Below are 14,752 nucleotides of genomic sequence, written 5' to 3' on the forward strand. Positions count from 1 at the left end.
GTTAGCCGCCCACGCTCGCCTGGGTCTGGCCGGCGCGCTGGCGCGCGGCGTAGTCCCGGAAACTGATGCATTCGACTTGTTGCATCACGCAGACCTCGCCGGCGAAGCGCTCGAGCGCGTTCCAGTAGGCGCCGTTGTTCATCAGCGTGAAGTGGAAGCCGAGCTCCAGCGGCAGGCGCTTGCCGTTGTATTGAGCTTCGAACGCGGCGCGGAAGGCCTGATAGGCGCGCTCGGCGAATGCGTCCGCCATGGCCGGCTTTTCGGCGCCGCCTGAGTGGCGGACGTAGAGGTTGTAGTCCATGGCGACCACAGGCTTCGCCTTCGGCCCCTCCGGGATAAGCGGCAGGGCGAAGCGGGTCGTGCCATTCAGCGTCGGCGGGATGGCCGGGCCTTTCGAGACACCGCTGGCGTCATACTGGAAGCCGGCCTCGGGCAGGGCCTGGTAAAGTGCGGCGCCGGTCGAGAGATAAGGCGCGCGGAACCCCACTTGCGCATGACGCGCGAAATCGCGCCAGCCGGACGGTTCCGGGATGCCGTTGATCGCATAGGCATTTTCGAAAATGCGCCGCGCGGACGCGAATTCGGCCAGCCAGTCTGCCTTGCTCCAGTCCTTGCCGTCGAAATGGCCGCAGGCATGGCTGCCGATGTCGTGGCCTTCGGCCGCGGCTAGCCCGACCTGCTCCAGCCGCTCGGCGACCTCCTGTTTCGAGGCGCCGAAGCCGACATTGGATTTGCCGGCGGCCTTGCCGGGGCCGGCATAGTCCTGCCGCGTCTCTGGCGAGAGCAGGAAGACGCAGGATAGGAAATAGGTGAAATGCGCGCCCGTGCGCTTTGCCAGCGCCCGACTGCGTTGCCATTGCGAGATCTCGCGGGCGGCGTCGAACGAGATCAGCACCACTTGCTTGGGTTTGGCCGGCGACACGGCTGGCGATTTCGGCGGATCGGCGAAGGCGGCATTGGCTGAGGCGAGCGAGGCGAGACTGAATGCAAGGACGCGGTACGAACGAAGCATTGGCAACCTTCTGGCGGGAGCGTCTCCCGCTGATCGGAAGCGGGCTATCGCGCGCAAATGTGGCGTGGTTGCGTTCGGGCAGGCTCTGTGGGCCCCGTACACTCCCAGCCGATTTTCCGGCCCGCCCCCTTCCATGCCGGCAAAATTTCGCTAAAACGCGGGGCTCAAGAAGCGCCCCTCCGGGGCAGCAATGGTTTTTTGATTGATGTCGGACGACAGTTTTATCCGCGAAGTCAACGAAGAGATTCGTCGCGAGCAGGCGCACGCGCTGTGGGATCGCTTCGGCCCGGCCATTCTCGGCATCGCCATCCTGATCGTGCTGGGAACGGCGGCCGTCGTCGGCTACCGCTACTGGGACGAGAGCCGCGCCAACCGTTCGGGCGACGCCTTCTCGCAGGCCCTCAAGCTTGCCAATGACGGCAAGAACGACGAGGCGATCGCCGCGCTCGATCAACTGGAGAAGGACGGCTACGGCGCCTATCCGTTGCTCGCCCGCATGCGCGCCGCCACCGTCAAGGCCGACAAGGGCGACATCGACGGCGCGGTGAAGGATTTCGACGAGGTCGCCGCCGACAACGCCATTCCGGCCGGCATCCGCGATATCGCGCGGCTGAGGGCAGCGCTGCTGCTCGTGGATCACGGTTCCTACGCCGATGTCTCCAGCCGCATCGAGGCGCTCACCGCCGACACCAATCCGCTGCGCCATTCGGCGCGCGAGGCGCTCGGCCTTGCCGCCTGGAAGGACGGCAAGTCGGCGGACGCGCTTAAACTGTTCGACCAGATCTCCTCGGACGACGCCGCCCCGCGCAATGTACGCCAGCGGGCGCAGCTGATGTCCGAGCTGATCCGCGGGTCGGGCAACGCTTCGTGATTGCATGTCGCCCAAAAGTGCGCAGCGGTTTTGGGACAAACGACATGCAAAATAAACGGTAGACTGGATGGGCTTCAAAGTCGCCATCATCGGCCGGCCTAACGTCGGCAAATCGACTCTTTTCAATCGGCTGGTCGGAAAGAAGCTGGCGCTTGTCGACGACACGCCGGGCGTGACGCGCGACCGCCGCGTCCATGCCGCAAAACTCTATGATCTCCATTTCGACGTCATCGATACAGCCGGCTTCGAGGATGCGGCCGCCTCGACGCTGCCCGGCCGCATGCGCCAGCAGACCGAGATCGCCATCCGCGAGGCCGACCTCATCTTCTTCACGGTGGATGCCAAATCCGGCCTGATGCCCGACGACCGCACCTTCGCCGAGGTGGTGCGCAAATCCGGCAAGCCGGTCGTGCTGGTCGCGAACAAGGCCGAGGCGCGCGGCGCTCAAGGGGGGCTGCTGGAGGCTTGGGAACTCGGCCTCGGCGAGCCGATCCCGGTCTCGGCCGAGCACGGCCAGGGCATGCCGGACCTGCGCGATGCGGTGGTCGAAGCCTTGGGCGAAGCGCGCGCGCTCGGCGAGGACGAGGAAGACGATGGTGGCGAGATCGCCGCCAGCGAGGTGCTGATCGGCGAGGACATCGCCGACCCGGATGCCGAGCCCGCCTATGACGACACCAAGCCGCTGCGCATCGCCGTCGTCGGCCGACCGAACGGCGGCAAGTCGACGCTGATCAATGCGCTGATCGGCGAGGAGCGGCTGCTCACCGGTCCGGAAGCCGGCATCACGCGCGATTCGATCTCGGTCGACTGGGACTGGCGCGGCCGCCGCATCAAGCTCTTCGATACCGCCGGCATGCGGCGCAAGTCGAAGGTGCAGGAGAAACTCGAAAAGCTCTCGGTGCAGGACGGCCTGCGCGCCATCCGCTTCGCCGAGATCGTCATCATCGTGCTCGACGCCACCATTCCCTTCGAGAAGCAGGACCTGCAGATCGCCGATCTCATCATCCGCGAGGGCAGGGCGCCGGTGATCGCCTTCAACAAATGGGACCTGATCGACAACCCGCAGGAACTGCTGGCCGAGCTGCGCGAGAAGACCGAGCGGCTCTTGCCGCAGGCGCGCGGTATCCAGGCGGTGACGGTCTCGGCCGAGACCGGGCGCGGCCTGGACAAGCTGATGGAAAGCGTCATCAAGACGCACCGGGTGTGGAACAGCCGCGTCTCCACCGGCAAGCTCAACCGCTGGCTGGAAGGCATCCTAGCCCATCATCCGCCGCCCGCCGTCGCCGGCCGCCGGCTGAAAATCAAATATGTCACCCAGGCCAAGACCCGGCCGCCGGGCTTCGTCGTCTCCTGCTCGCGGCCGGACGCGATGCCGCAATCCTACGTCCGTTACCTGACCAACAGCCTGCGCGAAGCCTTCGACATGCCCGGCGTGCCGATCCGCATGGCGCTGCGCACCTCGGACAATCCGTTTGCCGGCAGGGCGAAGAAGCGGTGAGGTCTATTCTCCGTCGCTTCGATCCGCAGCACTGCCGGTCCGAAAAAGCTAAGCAACCTCTCGCAACCCATCACCGGCTCGCGTTCCCTCCGGCAGCGTCTCCAGCGCCGCCTGCAAAAGAATTGCCGCCAGCCGCGCCGCGACCGGGTCGAGCTCGGCGTCCTTCTGGTGCAGGTGCAGCGCCATCATCGGCAGCGCCGGAAGTCCCAGCGCGCCCGGCGCGATCGCCCTGACATTGCCGGGCAGGCCGATATCGGTGCGGATCGTCAGGCCGAGACCCGCCGCCACCGCCGCCCAGACGCCGCCGAGGCTGGGGCTGGAGAAAGCCATGCGCCAGGGCATGCCGGCGCGGTCGAGCGTCTCGGTCGCGACCGTGCGTAGGAGGCAAGGCGCCTCGAACACCACCAGCGGCAGCGCCTCGCCCTGGCGTGGGCCTGCCTCGATCGGCTTGGCCGGGCCGATCCAGCGTGCCGGCACATCGGCGACATGCCGGCTGTAGGGCAGGCTCGTGCCGTCATGCCAGGCGAGCGCAATGTCGAGATTGCCGGACAGGACACGCTCGGCAAGCTCGTGGCTGCGCCCGATCCGCGCTTCGATCCGAACCTTCGGATGGGCGCGGGCGAAGCGGCCGAGCACGTCCGGCAGCACGGCCTCGCCGAAATCCTCCTGCAGGCCGAGCCGCACCCAGCCCTCCAGCTCGACATCGCGGATGGCGGAGACCGCCTCGTCGTTGAGCTCGATCAAGCGCCGGGCATAGCCGAGCATGGTCTCGCCGGCTTCGGTCAATGCCAGACCGCGCCCCGCCTTGCGGAAGATCGGCGTATCCGCCTGTTCCTCGAGCTTCTTCAATTGCGCGCTGACGGCGGACGTCGAGCGTCCCAGCCGTTCGGCCGCCTTGGCGAAGCTGCCCAGCTCCATGCCGGTGACGAAGGTTCTGAGGACATCGAGATCGAACGTGACGCGCCGCATGAGATTATCCTGATTTTCAGGATTGTTGGTCAAAAACTTCCTGGTTTTATGGATGAAGCTATGGCGCTAAACCCCATCCGTCAAGCCGCCAGCCGGCAGTCACGGGAATGGAATCATGTCCGCCATCGTCACGCGCAACGACTGCCAGCCGTCCGCAGCAGATATTGCCGCCTCTTCCGTCCGCCGCGCCTTCGGTCCCAATCATCGCTGGAAGGTTTTGGGCATCGGCGTTGCCGCCAATGCCGGCTTCTCAGCCACCTTCTCCGGCATCCCGGCGACCGCGGTGGTGATGCGCCAGGGTTACCATCTCGACAATGCCTCGCTCGGCCTCGCGCTTGGGCTGCTCGGCCTCGGCGTGGCGCTCAGCGAACTGCCCTGGGGCGTGCTCACCGACCGTTGGGGCGACCGCCGCGTGCTTCTGACCGGGCTCGGCGCAACGGCTGCATGGCTTTTCATCATGGCGCTGCTCGTCGTGCCGACGAAAACAGCCGTTCCCGGCGTTGCGCTGCTGTCGGCCAGCCTGCTCGTCGCCGGCCTGCTCGGCGGCAGCGTCAACGGTTCCAGCGGCCGCGCCATCATGGGCTGGTTCGGCGAAGGCGAGCGCGGCTTTGCCATGAGCATCAGGCAGACGGCGGTGCCGCTCGGCGGCGGGCTGGGCGCGCTTGTCCTGCCTTCCCTGGCGCTGGCCTTGGGCTTCGCCGCGGTCTTCGGCCTGCTTGCCGTCGTCTCCGCGCTTTCGGCCTGGTTTGCCTGGCGTTGGCTGCACGAGCCGCCGGTGGGAAGCGGCGGTCACGCCGCCACTGACACAAGCGGCCCGGCGCCCTTGCGCAACGTCGAGGTCTGGCGCATGTCGACCGCCATCGGCCTGCTCTGCTTCCCGCAGGTCGCGGTGCTGACCTTCGCCTCGGTCTTCCTGCATGACTTTGCCGGCATGGGCACCTTTGTGACCAGCGCGAGCCTTGCCGCCGTGCAGACCGGCGCCATGGTGATGCGGGTCTGGAGCGGCCGCTTCACCGATCGCCACGGCAACCGCCGCCCGTTCCTGAAGTTCTGCAGCGCGTTGAGCGCATTTGCCTTCCTGGTGCTATGGCTGCTGGTGATCGGCGCCGCCGGCGCGCCGTGGCTGCTGCCGCTGCTTCCGCTGACGGTCGTGGTCGCCGGCCTATCCGTCTCCGCCTGGCACGGCGTCGCCTATACCGAGCTTGCCACGCTTGCCGGCGCCGGCCATGTCGGGACCGCGCTCAGCCTTGCCAACAGTTTTGTGTTCATCGGCTTTTGCCTTGTGCCGATCGCCATTCCGTGGCTGCTGGTGGTCTTCGCATGGCAGGGCGTGTGGCTGGCGGCGGCGGTTGGCGCGGCACTTGCCTGGCCCATCTTCCTGCGCCAGGCCTGATTCAGCCAAAGCTGATGCACCCGCCCAGGGCCTGATTCTTCATTGGCCTGCCGCGAAAATTGCAAGCCGGCTTTCCTCAAACATGAAAAGAACATGATCGATGTCGTTAACCCCGCATCAAGGTTAATGCTTCATTTTGGCTCTCCGGGGTCAGTAGCGTTCTGGAGAGTTCCGTGCATCGACGCGTTTCAATGCGGCTTGCCGCCGCCGCCGTTGCGAAAAGACGTTCCTTCCTATCTCCTTTGGTGCTCGGGCTCGGCATTTGGATCGGTTTTCCGTCGGCCGTCGCCTATCAGGACATGGCAAGCCTGATCTCCGGCCTGGAATCGTCCAACGTCCGCTGGAACGCCTATATTGAGAAATCCGCCGCCGGCTCGGTGCATGCCGCCGAAATGCCTTTCGTCGATTCCACCACCATCGGTTCGCTCTCCGGCTCCGGCGTCAATTTGGCAGGCGTGGGCACCGTCGCCTTCCGCGGCAAGGGCAGCGCCGCCGGCGCGACGCCCGATGAGGATCGCGTCGTGCGCGCCGACAAGAAGGGCCGCCTCGTCCAGGTCTCGCCGGTCGCGCCGCCCAAGAATTTCAGCGCCGGCTCGATCTTCGAGCGCACCTCCTCGCTGATGCGCCCCGCAATGGACAGCGGCCTGAAGCTTACCTTCGCCAGGCCCGGCATAAAGGGCAAGGAAGTGCAGATCGCCCAGGCCTTCCATCTGCGCGAGGACAAGAAGCCAGATCCCGCTTTGCCGGCGGCTCTCGTCGCTCTCGTCAACAACGATAAGCCGGACATCCTCGCCACCGCCTATGCGCAGTCGGCGCCCGACTACGCCAAGGCGTCGCCCTTCGAGGCGCTGCTGCAGGACGATCCGAACAACGGTCGCTTCATTCCGCCGATGGGCAAGGGTGACCACGCCTGGATGCAGACTCCGTTGCCGGCAGCCGTCTTCTCCAAGCCGGAACAGGAATGCCTCGCCAAGGGCATTTATTTCGAGGCGCGCAGCGAGCCGGTGCGCGGCCAGGCCGCAGTGGCGCAGGTCATCCTCAACCGCGTCCGCAACCCGGCCTATCCGAAGACCATCTGCGGCGTGGTCTACCAGAACGACGACTGGTTCAATCGCTGCCAGTTCTCCTTCGCCTGCGATGGCAGGAAGAAGACAATCACCGACCAGGAGTCCTACAAGACCGCCCAGGAGGTCGCCATGGCGGTGACCGCCGGCAAGATATTCATTCCCGAGGTCGGCTCGTCGACGCATTATTATGCCAACTACGTCCATCCCGGCTGGGCGCGCGCCATGCAGCGCATGACCCGGATCGGCCTGCACATCTTCTACCGCACCTATGGCGGCGGCTGGGACTGAGCCGGTAAAGCATGTCTCCCGAAAGTGGTAAGCGGTTTTGGGACAAAGACATGCGCGAAATCAAAACCTGAAGCGCATGGAGCGAAGCTGAAAGATCGCGACGCGCTTTAGACGGCTCGACCCGAGCCGCTTAAACGAGGCGAGCGGCTGTCTTTCTCCCGGCGCTTGGCGTGCCCCGGCGGGCGCGCCTTGTTGCGCGGATTCGCGCCGTCACCTCACGCGGGCGTGAAGGGCACGATGTCGCACCTCGGTAAATCATTGATTTAATTGTCAAAAATACATCGCTTGGAAGTTCGGCCCGTGGCTTGACGGGCGCGGACCCTCTAACTATGTTGCCGGCGACTTTAGAAGCGGACGGACGGCAATCGTCTGCCCGGGCAGGGGGGTTGCGATGGCCAACAAAACCGGGCCAGACGGAACCGGAGAAACCGGCCGCGGCAGGCAGCCAGAAGCCACCATCCGCGACGACGAACTTGAGCGCCGCCGGCGCGATCTCGAAGCATCGCTTGCGACGAGACGCACGGACCGGCTCGAGGGGAAAGACGAAGCGAAAGCTGCGACCGGTTACGGTCAGGCGCTGAAACTGTCCAGCGAGTTCATCGCCGGAGTGGTGGTCGGTGTCGGCTTGGGCTGGATCATCGACCGCCTGGCGGGAACAGCGCCTTGGGGTCTGATCGTCGGCCTGTTGCTGGGCTTTGGCGCAGGTATTCTCAATGTCCTGCGCTCGGCGGGACTGGCATCCGAATTCGGCCAGGGCGGCAAGCCGCGCGAACCGAAAGAATGAAGTGGGGCGCCGCAAGGCGCTGAAGTGAACTTAAGAAGCCGGTTGTGGCTTTGACGGGGATTTAAAGTGGCTGCTGCTGACAAGGTCGATCCGATCCACCAGTTCCAGATCCATCCGATCATCCCGCTGCATATCGGCGGCTACGACGTCTCGTTCACCAACTCTTCCCTGTTCATGGTCGTGACGATCGTGCTGGCCTCGGCCTTCCTCTATATGAGCACGGCGAGTCGCGCGCTTATCCCCGGCCGGCTGCAGTCGATCTCCGAAATGGCCTACGAATTCGTCGGCAACATGCTGCGCGATGCCGCCGGCAAGCAGGGCATGCAGTTCTTTCCACTGGTGTTCTCGCTGTTCATGTTCGTGCTGGTCGCCAATTTGATCGGCCTGTTCCCCTATTTCTTCACCGTCACCAGCCATATCATCGTCACCTTTACCCTGGCGGTCCTGGTCATCGGCACCGTGATCGTCTACGGCTTCGCCAAGCACGGCTTCGGCTTCCTCAAGCTGTTCGTGCCGCATGGCGTGCCTGGTTATCTTCTGCCGCTGGTGGTGGCGATCGAAGTCATCTCCTTCGTTTCGCGCCCGGTCAGCCTCTCGGTTCGTCTTTTCGCCAACATGCTGGCCGGTCACATCACGCTGAAGGTGTTCTCGGGCTTCGTCGTCAGCCTCAGCGCGTTTGGCGCCCTGGGTATCGCCGGCTCGGTCCTGCCGCTTGCGATGGCGGTCGCGCTTTCCGCGCTCGAGCTGCTGGTCGCCTTCCTGCAGGCCTATGTGTTCGCGGTGCTGACCTGCATGTATCTGAACGACGCTCTGCACCCGAGCCACTGATTTTCACCGGCGCCCCGGCGCCAGCATACCCAACGTACCAACTGCAACGAATAGAGAAACCACAGGAGTTTTGAAATGGACGCAACTGCAGCAGCTGCTATCGGCGCTGGTATCGCCTGCATCGGCATGGGCGGCGCGGGCATCGGCCTCGGCAACATCTTCGGCAGCTACCTCTCGGGCGCGCTCCGCAACCCGTCGGCTGCCGACGGCCAGTTCGGCCGCCTGATCTTCGGCTTCGCCGTGACCGAAGCTCTGGGCATCTTCTCGCTCCTGATCGCTCTGCTCCTGGTCTTCAAGTAAGAGCCAGGGCTGACGAAAGGGGCCGCATGGTGCGGCCCCGTTCCATGGACAGGGGAATGAGATGTTCGTGACATCTGCCTATGCGCAAGAATCAGCGCCGGCCGCGGCCGAGGGCGATACGCATGCAGGCACCGCCGTGCCTGCGGCGGAGCATGAAGCGTTCCCGCCGTTCGATGCCAAGACCTTCCCGTCGCAGATCCTGTGGCTGGTCATCACCTTCGGGCTCTTCTACCTGTTCCTGAAGCGCGTCGTGATGCCGCGTCTTGGCGGCATCATCGATGTCCGCAACGACCGTATCACCCAGGACCTCGACCATGCCGCAAGGCTGAAGGGCGAGGCGGATGCCGCCGTTGCGGCCTATGAGCAGGAACTGGCGGAAGCCAAGGCCAACGCCAACAAGATCGGCCAGCAGGCGAACGACGCTGCCAAGGCGCAAGCCGAGGACACGCGCAAGAAGCTCGAGGCCGAGCTCGAGAAGAAGCTTGGCGAGGCCGAGGCGAGCATCGCCTCGATCAAGGCCAAGGCGATGAAGGAAGTCGGCACGATCGCCGAGGACACCACATCGGCCATTGTCGAGGCGCTTGTCGGCGGCAAGACCGACAAGTCCGAGATCGCGGCCGCGGTCAAATCCGCGAGCCGGTGAGGAGCGGGATCATGGACGCCACATCACTCGCCACGCTCTGGGCCACAATCGCCCTGCTCATCTTTCTCGGGGCCGTCATCTATCTGAAGGTGCCGGGCATGCTCGCCAAGTCGCTCGACGCCCGCGCTGCCAAAATCAGCGCCGAGCTCGAGGAGGCGCGCAAGCTTCGCGAAGAAGCCCAGCAGCTGCTTGGCCAGTATCAGCAGAAGCGCAAGGAAGCCGAGAAGGAGGCCGCCGACATCGTCGCCGCCGCCAAGCGCGAGGCCGAGTTGCTCGCTTCCGAAGCGGCCAAGAAGACCGAGGACTATGTCGCCCGGCGCACCGCGCTTGCCGAGCAGAAGATCAGCCAGGCCGAGCGCGAGGCCGTCAGCGAAGTGCGCGCCTCGGCCGTCGACATCGCCGTCGAAGCCGCCCGCGCGCTGCTCGCCGCCAAGGTCGATGCCAAGGCCGGCGCGGACCTGTTCAAGTCGGCGCTCAACGACGTCAAGGCCAAGCTGAACTGAGCTGGTTCGGAAGCCGCTAACATGAAGCCGCCTGGGCAACCCGGCGGCTTTTTTGTTGGCGGAAAGGCGGGGCGCCTGAACTGCTGATCTCACCCATAAAGTGGGCCACGGCATGCACATTCCAAGCGGCTGGTCATTGGCGATAGCGTGCATGGCAGCTTTTCGCAGCATTGTCTGATGTAGCGCTGGTCGACCCGCACTCCGTCTCGGCTTCGCCGAGCCACCTCTCCTCCGGTCGACGGGGGAGAGGAAAGGCGCCAAGCTTTTTGCCGTCAACGCTCGTCCAGCAAGACTCCCTTCCTTTCCCTCCGGAGGGGGGAAAGGTGGCGCTGCGAAGCAGCGACGGATTGGGGGAACCACGTGGCAATCAAGCCTGCGCGGATCAGTCACGCCAGTGACAGAGGATGTCTGCAAGCCGTAATCACATTGAGGGAGATTATGCTACTCCAACCCGGCCAGGCTCTCCTCCTCAACCACCTCCGTCCCGCCCAGCCTGAAGGGCGCGAACGAGGCCCGGTGCAATCGTGCCACCGGCCCGTGCATCTCGATTGCGGTGCGGTGCCGGACCGTCGCATAGCCCATATGCACCTCGAAGCCATAATGCTCGTGATGTCCGCCGCAGCCGCACATCATGCGGTCGCGCATCACCTTGGCCACGATCGAGGCGGCGGCGATCGACTGCGAGCGTTGGTCGCCCTTGATCAGCGCCCGGCCTTCGCAGGCGAGACCGGGCGGAACGTCGCGGCCGTCGGCCAAGGCGAGTTTCGGTTGCAGCGAGAGGCCCGCGGCGGCGCGACGCATCGCTTCCAGGCTTGCCTTCAGGATGTTGCTGTTGTCGATGCCTTCGGCGCTGATCGAGGCCATTGAGACGCTGAGCGCCGAGCCGAGGATCTTCAGGAACAGCGCCTCGCGCTGCAAATGGGTGAGGCGTTTGGAATCGTCCAGGCCTTCCGGGATGTTGGCGGGGTTGAGCACCACCGCGGCGGCCACCACCGGGCCGGCGAGCGGACCGCGACCCGCTTCATCCATGCCGGCGACCGGCCACAGCCCGTCCGCCATCGCCTTCGTTTCGATCGAGAAGTCGGGCTTCTCGACCATTTCAAAGAGAAGCGGAGAATCGGAACGCGCGCGAGCCATGGTCCGGCGAGGTTCGCATCGGCTCCGATTCTCCGCAAGTCCTTCCGGGTCGGATGGGGCGTCGGACCGGGAAGGCACCGTCTCACGGCCGGGGGACAAGGGCCGGACGGATTCTTGGAAGACTGCAGTTCCAGACGGAAAATCGCTTTGCCTGGAACTGCTTAGCGCCGGCCGTCACGGCCGGCACCATCTTCAAAGCAGCATCAACTGCTCGCCGGCGCCGGAGCCTGCGACGAATTGGTCGGTGCGAAGCTGCCGTCGCTCGACGTTGAGGCCGAGCCGCTTGGCGCAGATCTCGAAGCGCCGGCCGATCTGCCAGGCATAGGGACCGGTGCCCTTCATGCGCTTGCCCCATTCCGAATCGTAATCCTTGCCGTCGCGCATCGAGCGGATCAGCGACATCACATGCCGGTAGCAGTCCGGATAATGCCGCAACAGCCAGTCCTTGAAGATCGGCGCCACCTCGAGCGGCAGGCGCAGGATGACGTAGCCGGCCTCCCTGGCGCCTGCGGCTCTAGCCGAATCAAGGATGCGCTCCATCTCCGGATCGTTGAGGCCCGGGATGATCGGCGCCACCATCACCGATGCCGGAACGCCGGCGTCCGAAAGCTGCCTGATCGCCTCCAGCCGTTTCGTCGGCGTCGACGCGCGCGGCTCCATGGTTCTGGCCAGCATGCGGTCCATGGTCGTCACCGACAGCGCCACCTTGGCAAGGCCGCGCTCGGCCATGCGCGACAGGATGTCGATGTCGCGCGTCACCAGCGCCGACTTCGTCACGATGCCGACCGGATGGCCGCGCGCCTCCAGCACTTCCAGGATCTCGCGCATGATCCGGTACTGTTTCTCGATCGGCTGGTAGGGATCGGTGTTGGTGCCGATGGCGATGGTGCGCGGCTGGTAGGCGGGCTTCGACAACTCCCGGTCCAGCATGCGCGCCGCATCCGGCTTGGCGAACAGCTTCGATTCGAAATCGAGCCCCGGCGACAGGCCCATGAAGGCGTGCGTCGGCCTGGCGAAGCAGTAGACGCAGCCATGCTCGCAGCCGCGATAGGGATTGATCGAGCGGTCGAAGGAAATGTCGGGCGACTCGTTGTGGGTGATGATCGTGCGCGGCTTCTCGACCTGCACTTCCGTCTTGAACGGCGGCAGCTCCTCCAGCGAGTTCCAGCCGTCGTCGAAGACATGCCGGCTGACCGGCTCGAACCGGCCGGAGGGGTTGATGCCGGCCGAGCGGCCGCGATTGCGGTCGGGCCGCACGCGCATGCCGCTCTGCTCGATCATCGCATTTGCCATTTCGGCTCGTCCTGCCCCGAATGCGGCAATGTCGGCGCGTACGATCTGTTCCATTTTCGCCCTCTCCCAGGGACTGTCGGCAGGCTGTCGAATCGCTCTGTTCATGAAACTATTCCTATTTTGCCGATGAGAACAAATCAAGAACTTTTTCGCTTGAAGGCGGAACTGGCGCATGGCGGCACTTTCCGCTATTCGGCTGAAATGCTCAGCGTTGTCATTGAAACCAGGAACGACGAAGAGGGTCTTGCCCGTACGCTCGCCTCTCTGGTCGGCGGCGCGGTCGAAGGCGTGGTCCGCGATGTGATCGTCTGCGATCAAGGCTCGACCGACCAGACGCATCGGGTGGCCGAGCATGCCGGCTGTCATTATGTGACCGGCGGGGTCGCCGTGGGCATCGGCCAGGCCAAGGGCGATTGGCTGCTGCTTCTGGAACCCGGCGCCAGGCTCTCCGAAGGCTGGATCGACGAGGTCGTGGCGCACACGGCGAAGCGGACCATGCCGGCGCGCTTTTCACGCGCCCGGGCCGATCGCGCGCCTTTCCTGGCCCGCGTCTTTTCGGGAAACCGGGCGCTGGCGGAGGGTCTTGTCATCAGTAAGCGCCAGGCTTTGGCCCTTGCAAAGAGCGCGCGCAGCGTCGAGGCCCTGGCGCGCGGCCTGGCGACCAGGCGGTTGAACGCCGAGATCTGGGTGGCGCCGCCGAAGTGATGCCTGCGGTTACGAGGCGGGCTTGGCGCCGCGCCGGAGATGCTCGTCCAGCCGCGGCATGATCTCGACGAAGTTGCAGGGCATGTGCCGGTAGTCGAGCTGCGCCTTGATGATGCCGTCCCAGGCGTCCTTGCAGGCCCCGGGCGAGCCCGGCAGCACGAAGACGAAGGTGGCGTTGACGACGCCGCCGGTCGCCCGGCTCTGGACCGTCGAGGTGCCGATCTTGTCGTAGGAGATGCGGTGGAAGACTTCCGAAAAGCCGTCCATGCGCTTTTCGAAGATCGGCTCCAGCGCCTCCGGCGTCACGTCGCGGCCGGTAAAGCCGGTGCCGCCGGTGGTGATGACGACGTCGATGTTTTCGTCCTTAGACCAGCCAAGCACCTTGTCGCGGATCTTGTCGCGGTCGTCGGTCACGACATCGCGCGCTGCGAGGCTGTGGCCGGCTTCCGCGATGCGGTCGGCAAGCGTCTGGCCGGACTTGTCGTCGGCAAGGCTGCGCGTGTCGGAAACCGTCAGCACGGCGATGCGCACCGGAATGAAGGGCCGGCTTTCGTCAAGCTTCGCCATCGCTCACCTCCATGCTGCGCGTCGCGGCGACGAACCAGTCGGGATGGCGGGCGCGGATCGCGATCGCCGCGCGCTTGGCGACATTGCCGGTCTCGAACAGGCCGAAGCATGTCGCGCCCGAGCCGGACATGCGCGCGAACGCGGCGTCGGCGCGCTTGAGCGCTTTAAGCGCCTCGCCGATGGCAGGTTCGATCGAACGCGCGGCAGGTTCGAGGTCGTTGCGGGTCGTTTCCAGCCAGTTGCGGACGGCGTGGAAGTCGAGGCGCTTCGGCAGCGGCGGCAGCGCCTCGTTGTCGCGGCTGGAGAGCGCCTTGAACACGTCAGGCGTCGAGATCGCGATGCCTGGATTGACCAGGACGAGGCCGAGCGCCGGAAACGCGGAAAGCGGCGAGACCTCATCGCCGATGCCGCGCGCGACCAGCGGCTTCGACGTCAGGCACATCGGCAGGTCGGCACCGAGCGAAAGCCCGATCCGCGCCAGCGAATTGTCGTCGATATCGAGCTTCCAGAGCCGCGCCAGGCCGTTGAGCGCGGCCGCTGCGTCGCTGGAGCCACCGCCGACGCCCGAGGCGATCGGCAGGTTCTTCTCCAGCCTGATGGCGACAGGCGGCGCATGTCGCGCGCCGGCCTCCCGGCGCAAGGCATCGCGTGCCTTCACCACCAGATTGCCGTCGTCGAGCGGCAGGCCGGTGGCATAACGGCCGGATACGGAGAACTCGTCCTGCTCAGCCGGCTCGATCTCGAGCCGGTCGCCGAAGCGGGTGAAGACGGCAAGGCTGTCGATCAAATGGTAGCCGTCGTCGCGCCGTCCGGTGACATGCAGCGCCAGATTGATCTTGGCCGGCGCAAGCCATGTCCGGACCTCTGTGCCGGGCTCCAGAATATCGGCTGCTG

The 14,752-nt window shown here is 65.3% G+C and carries 16 protein-coding genes; 10 read left to right on the top strand and 6 right to left on the bottom strand.

Annotation, left to right across the window (positions count from 1 at the left end; translation table 11 throughout):
• Nucleotide 1: 1 nt before the first annotated feature.
• Nucleotides 2-1,012: a polysaccharide deacetylase family protein gene (locus FJW06_RS03695; protein ID WP_140748187.1), complete on the bottom strand. Its 1,011-nt coding sequence runs from the start codon at nucleotides 1,010-1,012 to the stop codon at nucleotides 2-4.
• Nucleotides 1,013-1,217: 205 nt separating this feature from the next.
• Between FJW06_RS03695 and FJW06_RS03700 the strand changes: the two genes are divergently transcribed.
• Both FJW06_RS03700 and der read left to right on the top strand, forming a co-directional pair.
• On the top strand, nucleotides 1,218-1,883 hold the full coding sequence (locus FJW06_RS03700; protein WP_140748190.1) for a tetratricopeptide repeat protein: 666 nt from the start codon (nucleotides 1,218-1,220) through the stop codon (nucleotides 1,881-1,883).
• A gap of 67 nt (nucleotides 1,884-1,950) precedes the next feature.
• Nucleotides 1,951-3,381, top strand: a complete 1,431-nt coding sequence (der, locus tag FJW06_RS03705) for a ribosome biogenesis GTPase Der (protein WP_140748193.1) — start codon at nucleotides 1,951-1,953, stop codon at nucleotides 3,379-3,381.
• A gap of 48 nt (nucleotides 3,382-3,429) precedes the next feature.
• On the opposite strand, the gene FJW06_RS03710 is transcribed toward der, so the two are convergent.
• A complete protein-coding gene (locus FJW06_RS03710; RefSeq protein WP_140748196.1) occupies nucleotides 3,430-4,350 on the bottom strand; it encodes a LysR substrate-binding domain-containing protein in 921 nt (306 codons plus the stop codon).
• Between the two features lie 115 nt (nucleotides 4,351-4,465).
• Here FJW06_RS03710 and FJW06_RS03715 point away from each other — a divergent pair, with 115 nt between their 5' ends.
• From FJW06_RS03715 to FJW06_RS03745, 7 genes are all read left to right on the top strand, one after another.
• Nucleotides 4,466-5,743, top strand: a complete 1,278-nt coding sequence (locus FJW06_RS03715; RefSeq protein WP_140748199.1) for an MFS transporter — start codon at nucleotides 4,466-4,468, stop codon at nucleotides 5,741-5,743.
• Between the two features lie 173 nt (nucleotides 5,744-5,916).
• On the top strand, nucleotides 5,917-7,098 hold the full coding sequence (locus tag FJW06_RS03720) for a cell wall hydrolase (RefSeq protein ID WP_140748202.1): 1,182 nt from the start codon (nucleotides 5,917-5,919) through the stop codon (nucleotides 7,096-7,098).
• 391 nt (nucleotides 7,099-7,489) lie between these two features.
• Nucleotides 7,490-7,882, top strand: coding sequence for an AtpZ/AtpI family protein (locus FJW06_RS03725; RefSeq protein ID WP_140748205.1), 393 nt, complete (start codon nucleotides 7,490-7,492; stop codon nucleotides 7,880-7,882).
• Nucleotides 7,883-7,948: 66 nt separating this feature from the next.
• Nucleotides 7,949-8,710, top strand: a complete 762-nt coding sequence (locus tag FJW06_RS03730) for a F0F1 ATP synthase subunit A (RefSeq protein WP_140748208.1) — start codon at nucleotides 7,949-7,951, stop codon at nucleotides 8,708-8,710.
• 75 nt (nucleotides 8,711-8,785) lie between these two features.
• Nucleotides 8,786-9,010 carry a F0F1 ATP synthase subunit C gene (locus FJW06_RS03735; RefSeq protein ID WP_027164582.1) on the top strand — a complete coding sequence of 75 codons (225 nt, stop codon included), beginning with the start codon at nucleotides 8,786-8,788 and terminating at the stop codon, nucleotides 9,008-9,010.
• 61 nt (nucleotides 9,011-9,071) lie between these two features.
• Nucleotides 9,072-9,653, top strand: coding sequence for a F0F1 ATP synthase subunit B (locus FJW06_RS03740; RefSeq protein ID WP_140748211.1), 582 nt, complete (start codon nucleotides 9,072-9,074; stop codon nucleotides 9,651-9,653).
• A gap of 11 nt (nucleotides 9,654-9,664) precedes the next feature.
• Complete coding sequence (locus tag FJW06_RS03745; RefSeq protein WP_040990995.1) at nucleotides 9,665-10,156, top strand: F0F1 ATP synthase subunit B; 492 nt, start codon at nucleotides 9,665-9,667, stop codon at nucleotides 10,154-10,156.
• 441 nt (nucleotides 10,157-10,597) lie between these two features.
• On the opposite strand, the gene FJW06_RS03750 is transcribed toward FJW06_RS03745, so the two are convergent.
• Nucleotides 10,598-11,293: a ribonuclease HII gene (locus FJW06_RS03750; RefSeq protein ID WP_140748214.1), complete on the bottom strand. Its 696-nt coding sequence runs from the start codon at nucleotides 11,291-11,293 to the stop codon at nucleotides 10,598-10,600.
• A 192-nt stretch (nucleotides 11,294-11,485) separates the two neighbouring features.
• Nucleotides 11,486-12,640, bottom strand: a complete 1,155-nt coding sequence (locus FJW06_RS03755; RefSeq protein WP_140748217.1) for a PA0069 family radical SAM protein — start codon at nucleotides 12,638-12,640, stop codon at nucleotides 11,486-11,488.
• A 147-nt stretch (nucleotides 12,641-12,787) separates the two neighbouring features.
• Between FJW06_RS03755 and FJW06_RS03760 the strand changes: the two genes are divergently transcribed.
• Nucleotides 12,788-13,291, top strand: a complete 504-nt coding sequence (locus FJW06_RS03760; RefSeq protein WP_140748773.1) for a glycosyltransferase — start codon at nucleotides 12,788-12,790, stop codon at nucleotides 13,289-13,291.
• Between the two features lie 9 nt (nucleotides 13,292-13,300).
• Here FJW06_RS03760 and moaB read toward each other — a convergent pair whose 3' ends face one another.
• Together moaB and FJW06_RS03770 are read right to left on the bottom strand one after the other, a co-directional pair.
• Entirely contained in the window at nucleotides 13,301-13,858 is a 558-nt protein-coding gene (moaB, locus tag FJW06_RS03765; protein WP_140748220.1) for a molybdenum cofactor biosynthesis protein B, read from the bottom strand.
• On the bottom strand, nucleotides 13,845-14,738 hold the full coding sequence (locus FJW06_RS03770; RefSeq protein WP_140748223.1) for a 4-(cytidine 5'-diphospho)-2-C-methyl-D-erythritol kinase: 894 nt from the start codon (nucleotides 14,736-14,738) through the stop codon (nucleotides 13,845-13,847). The genes moaB and FJW06_RS03770 overlap by 14 nt, the downstream gene beginning before the upstream one ends.
• Between the last annotated feature and the right edge of the window lie 14 nt (nucleotides 14,739-14,752).

This window comes from Mesorhizobium sp. B4-1-3, assembly GCF_006439355.1.
GTDB lineage: Bacteria > Pseudomonadota > Alphaproteobacteria > Rhizobiales > Rhizobiaceae > Mesorhizobium.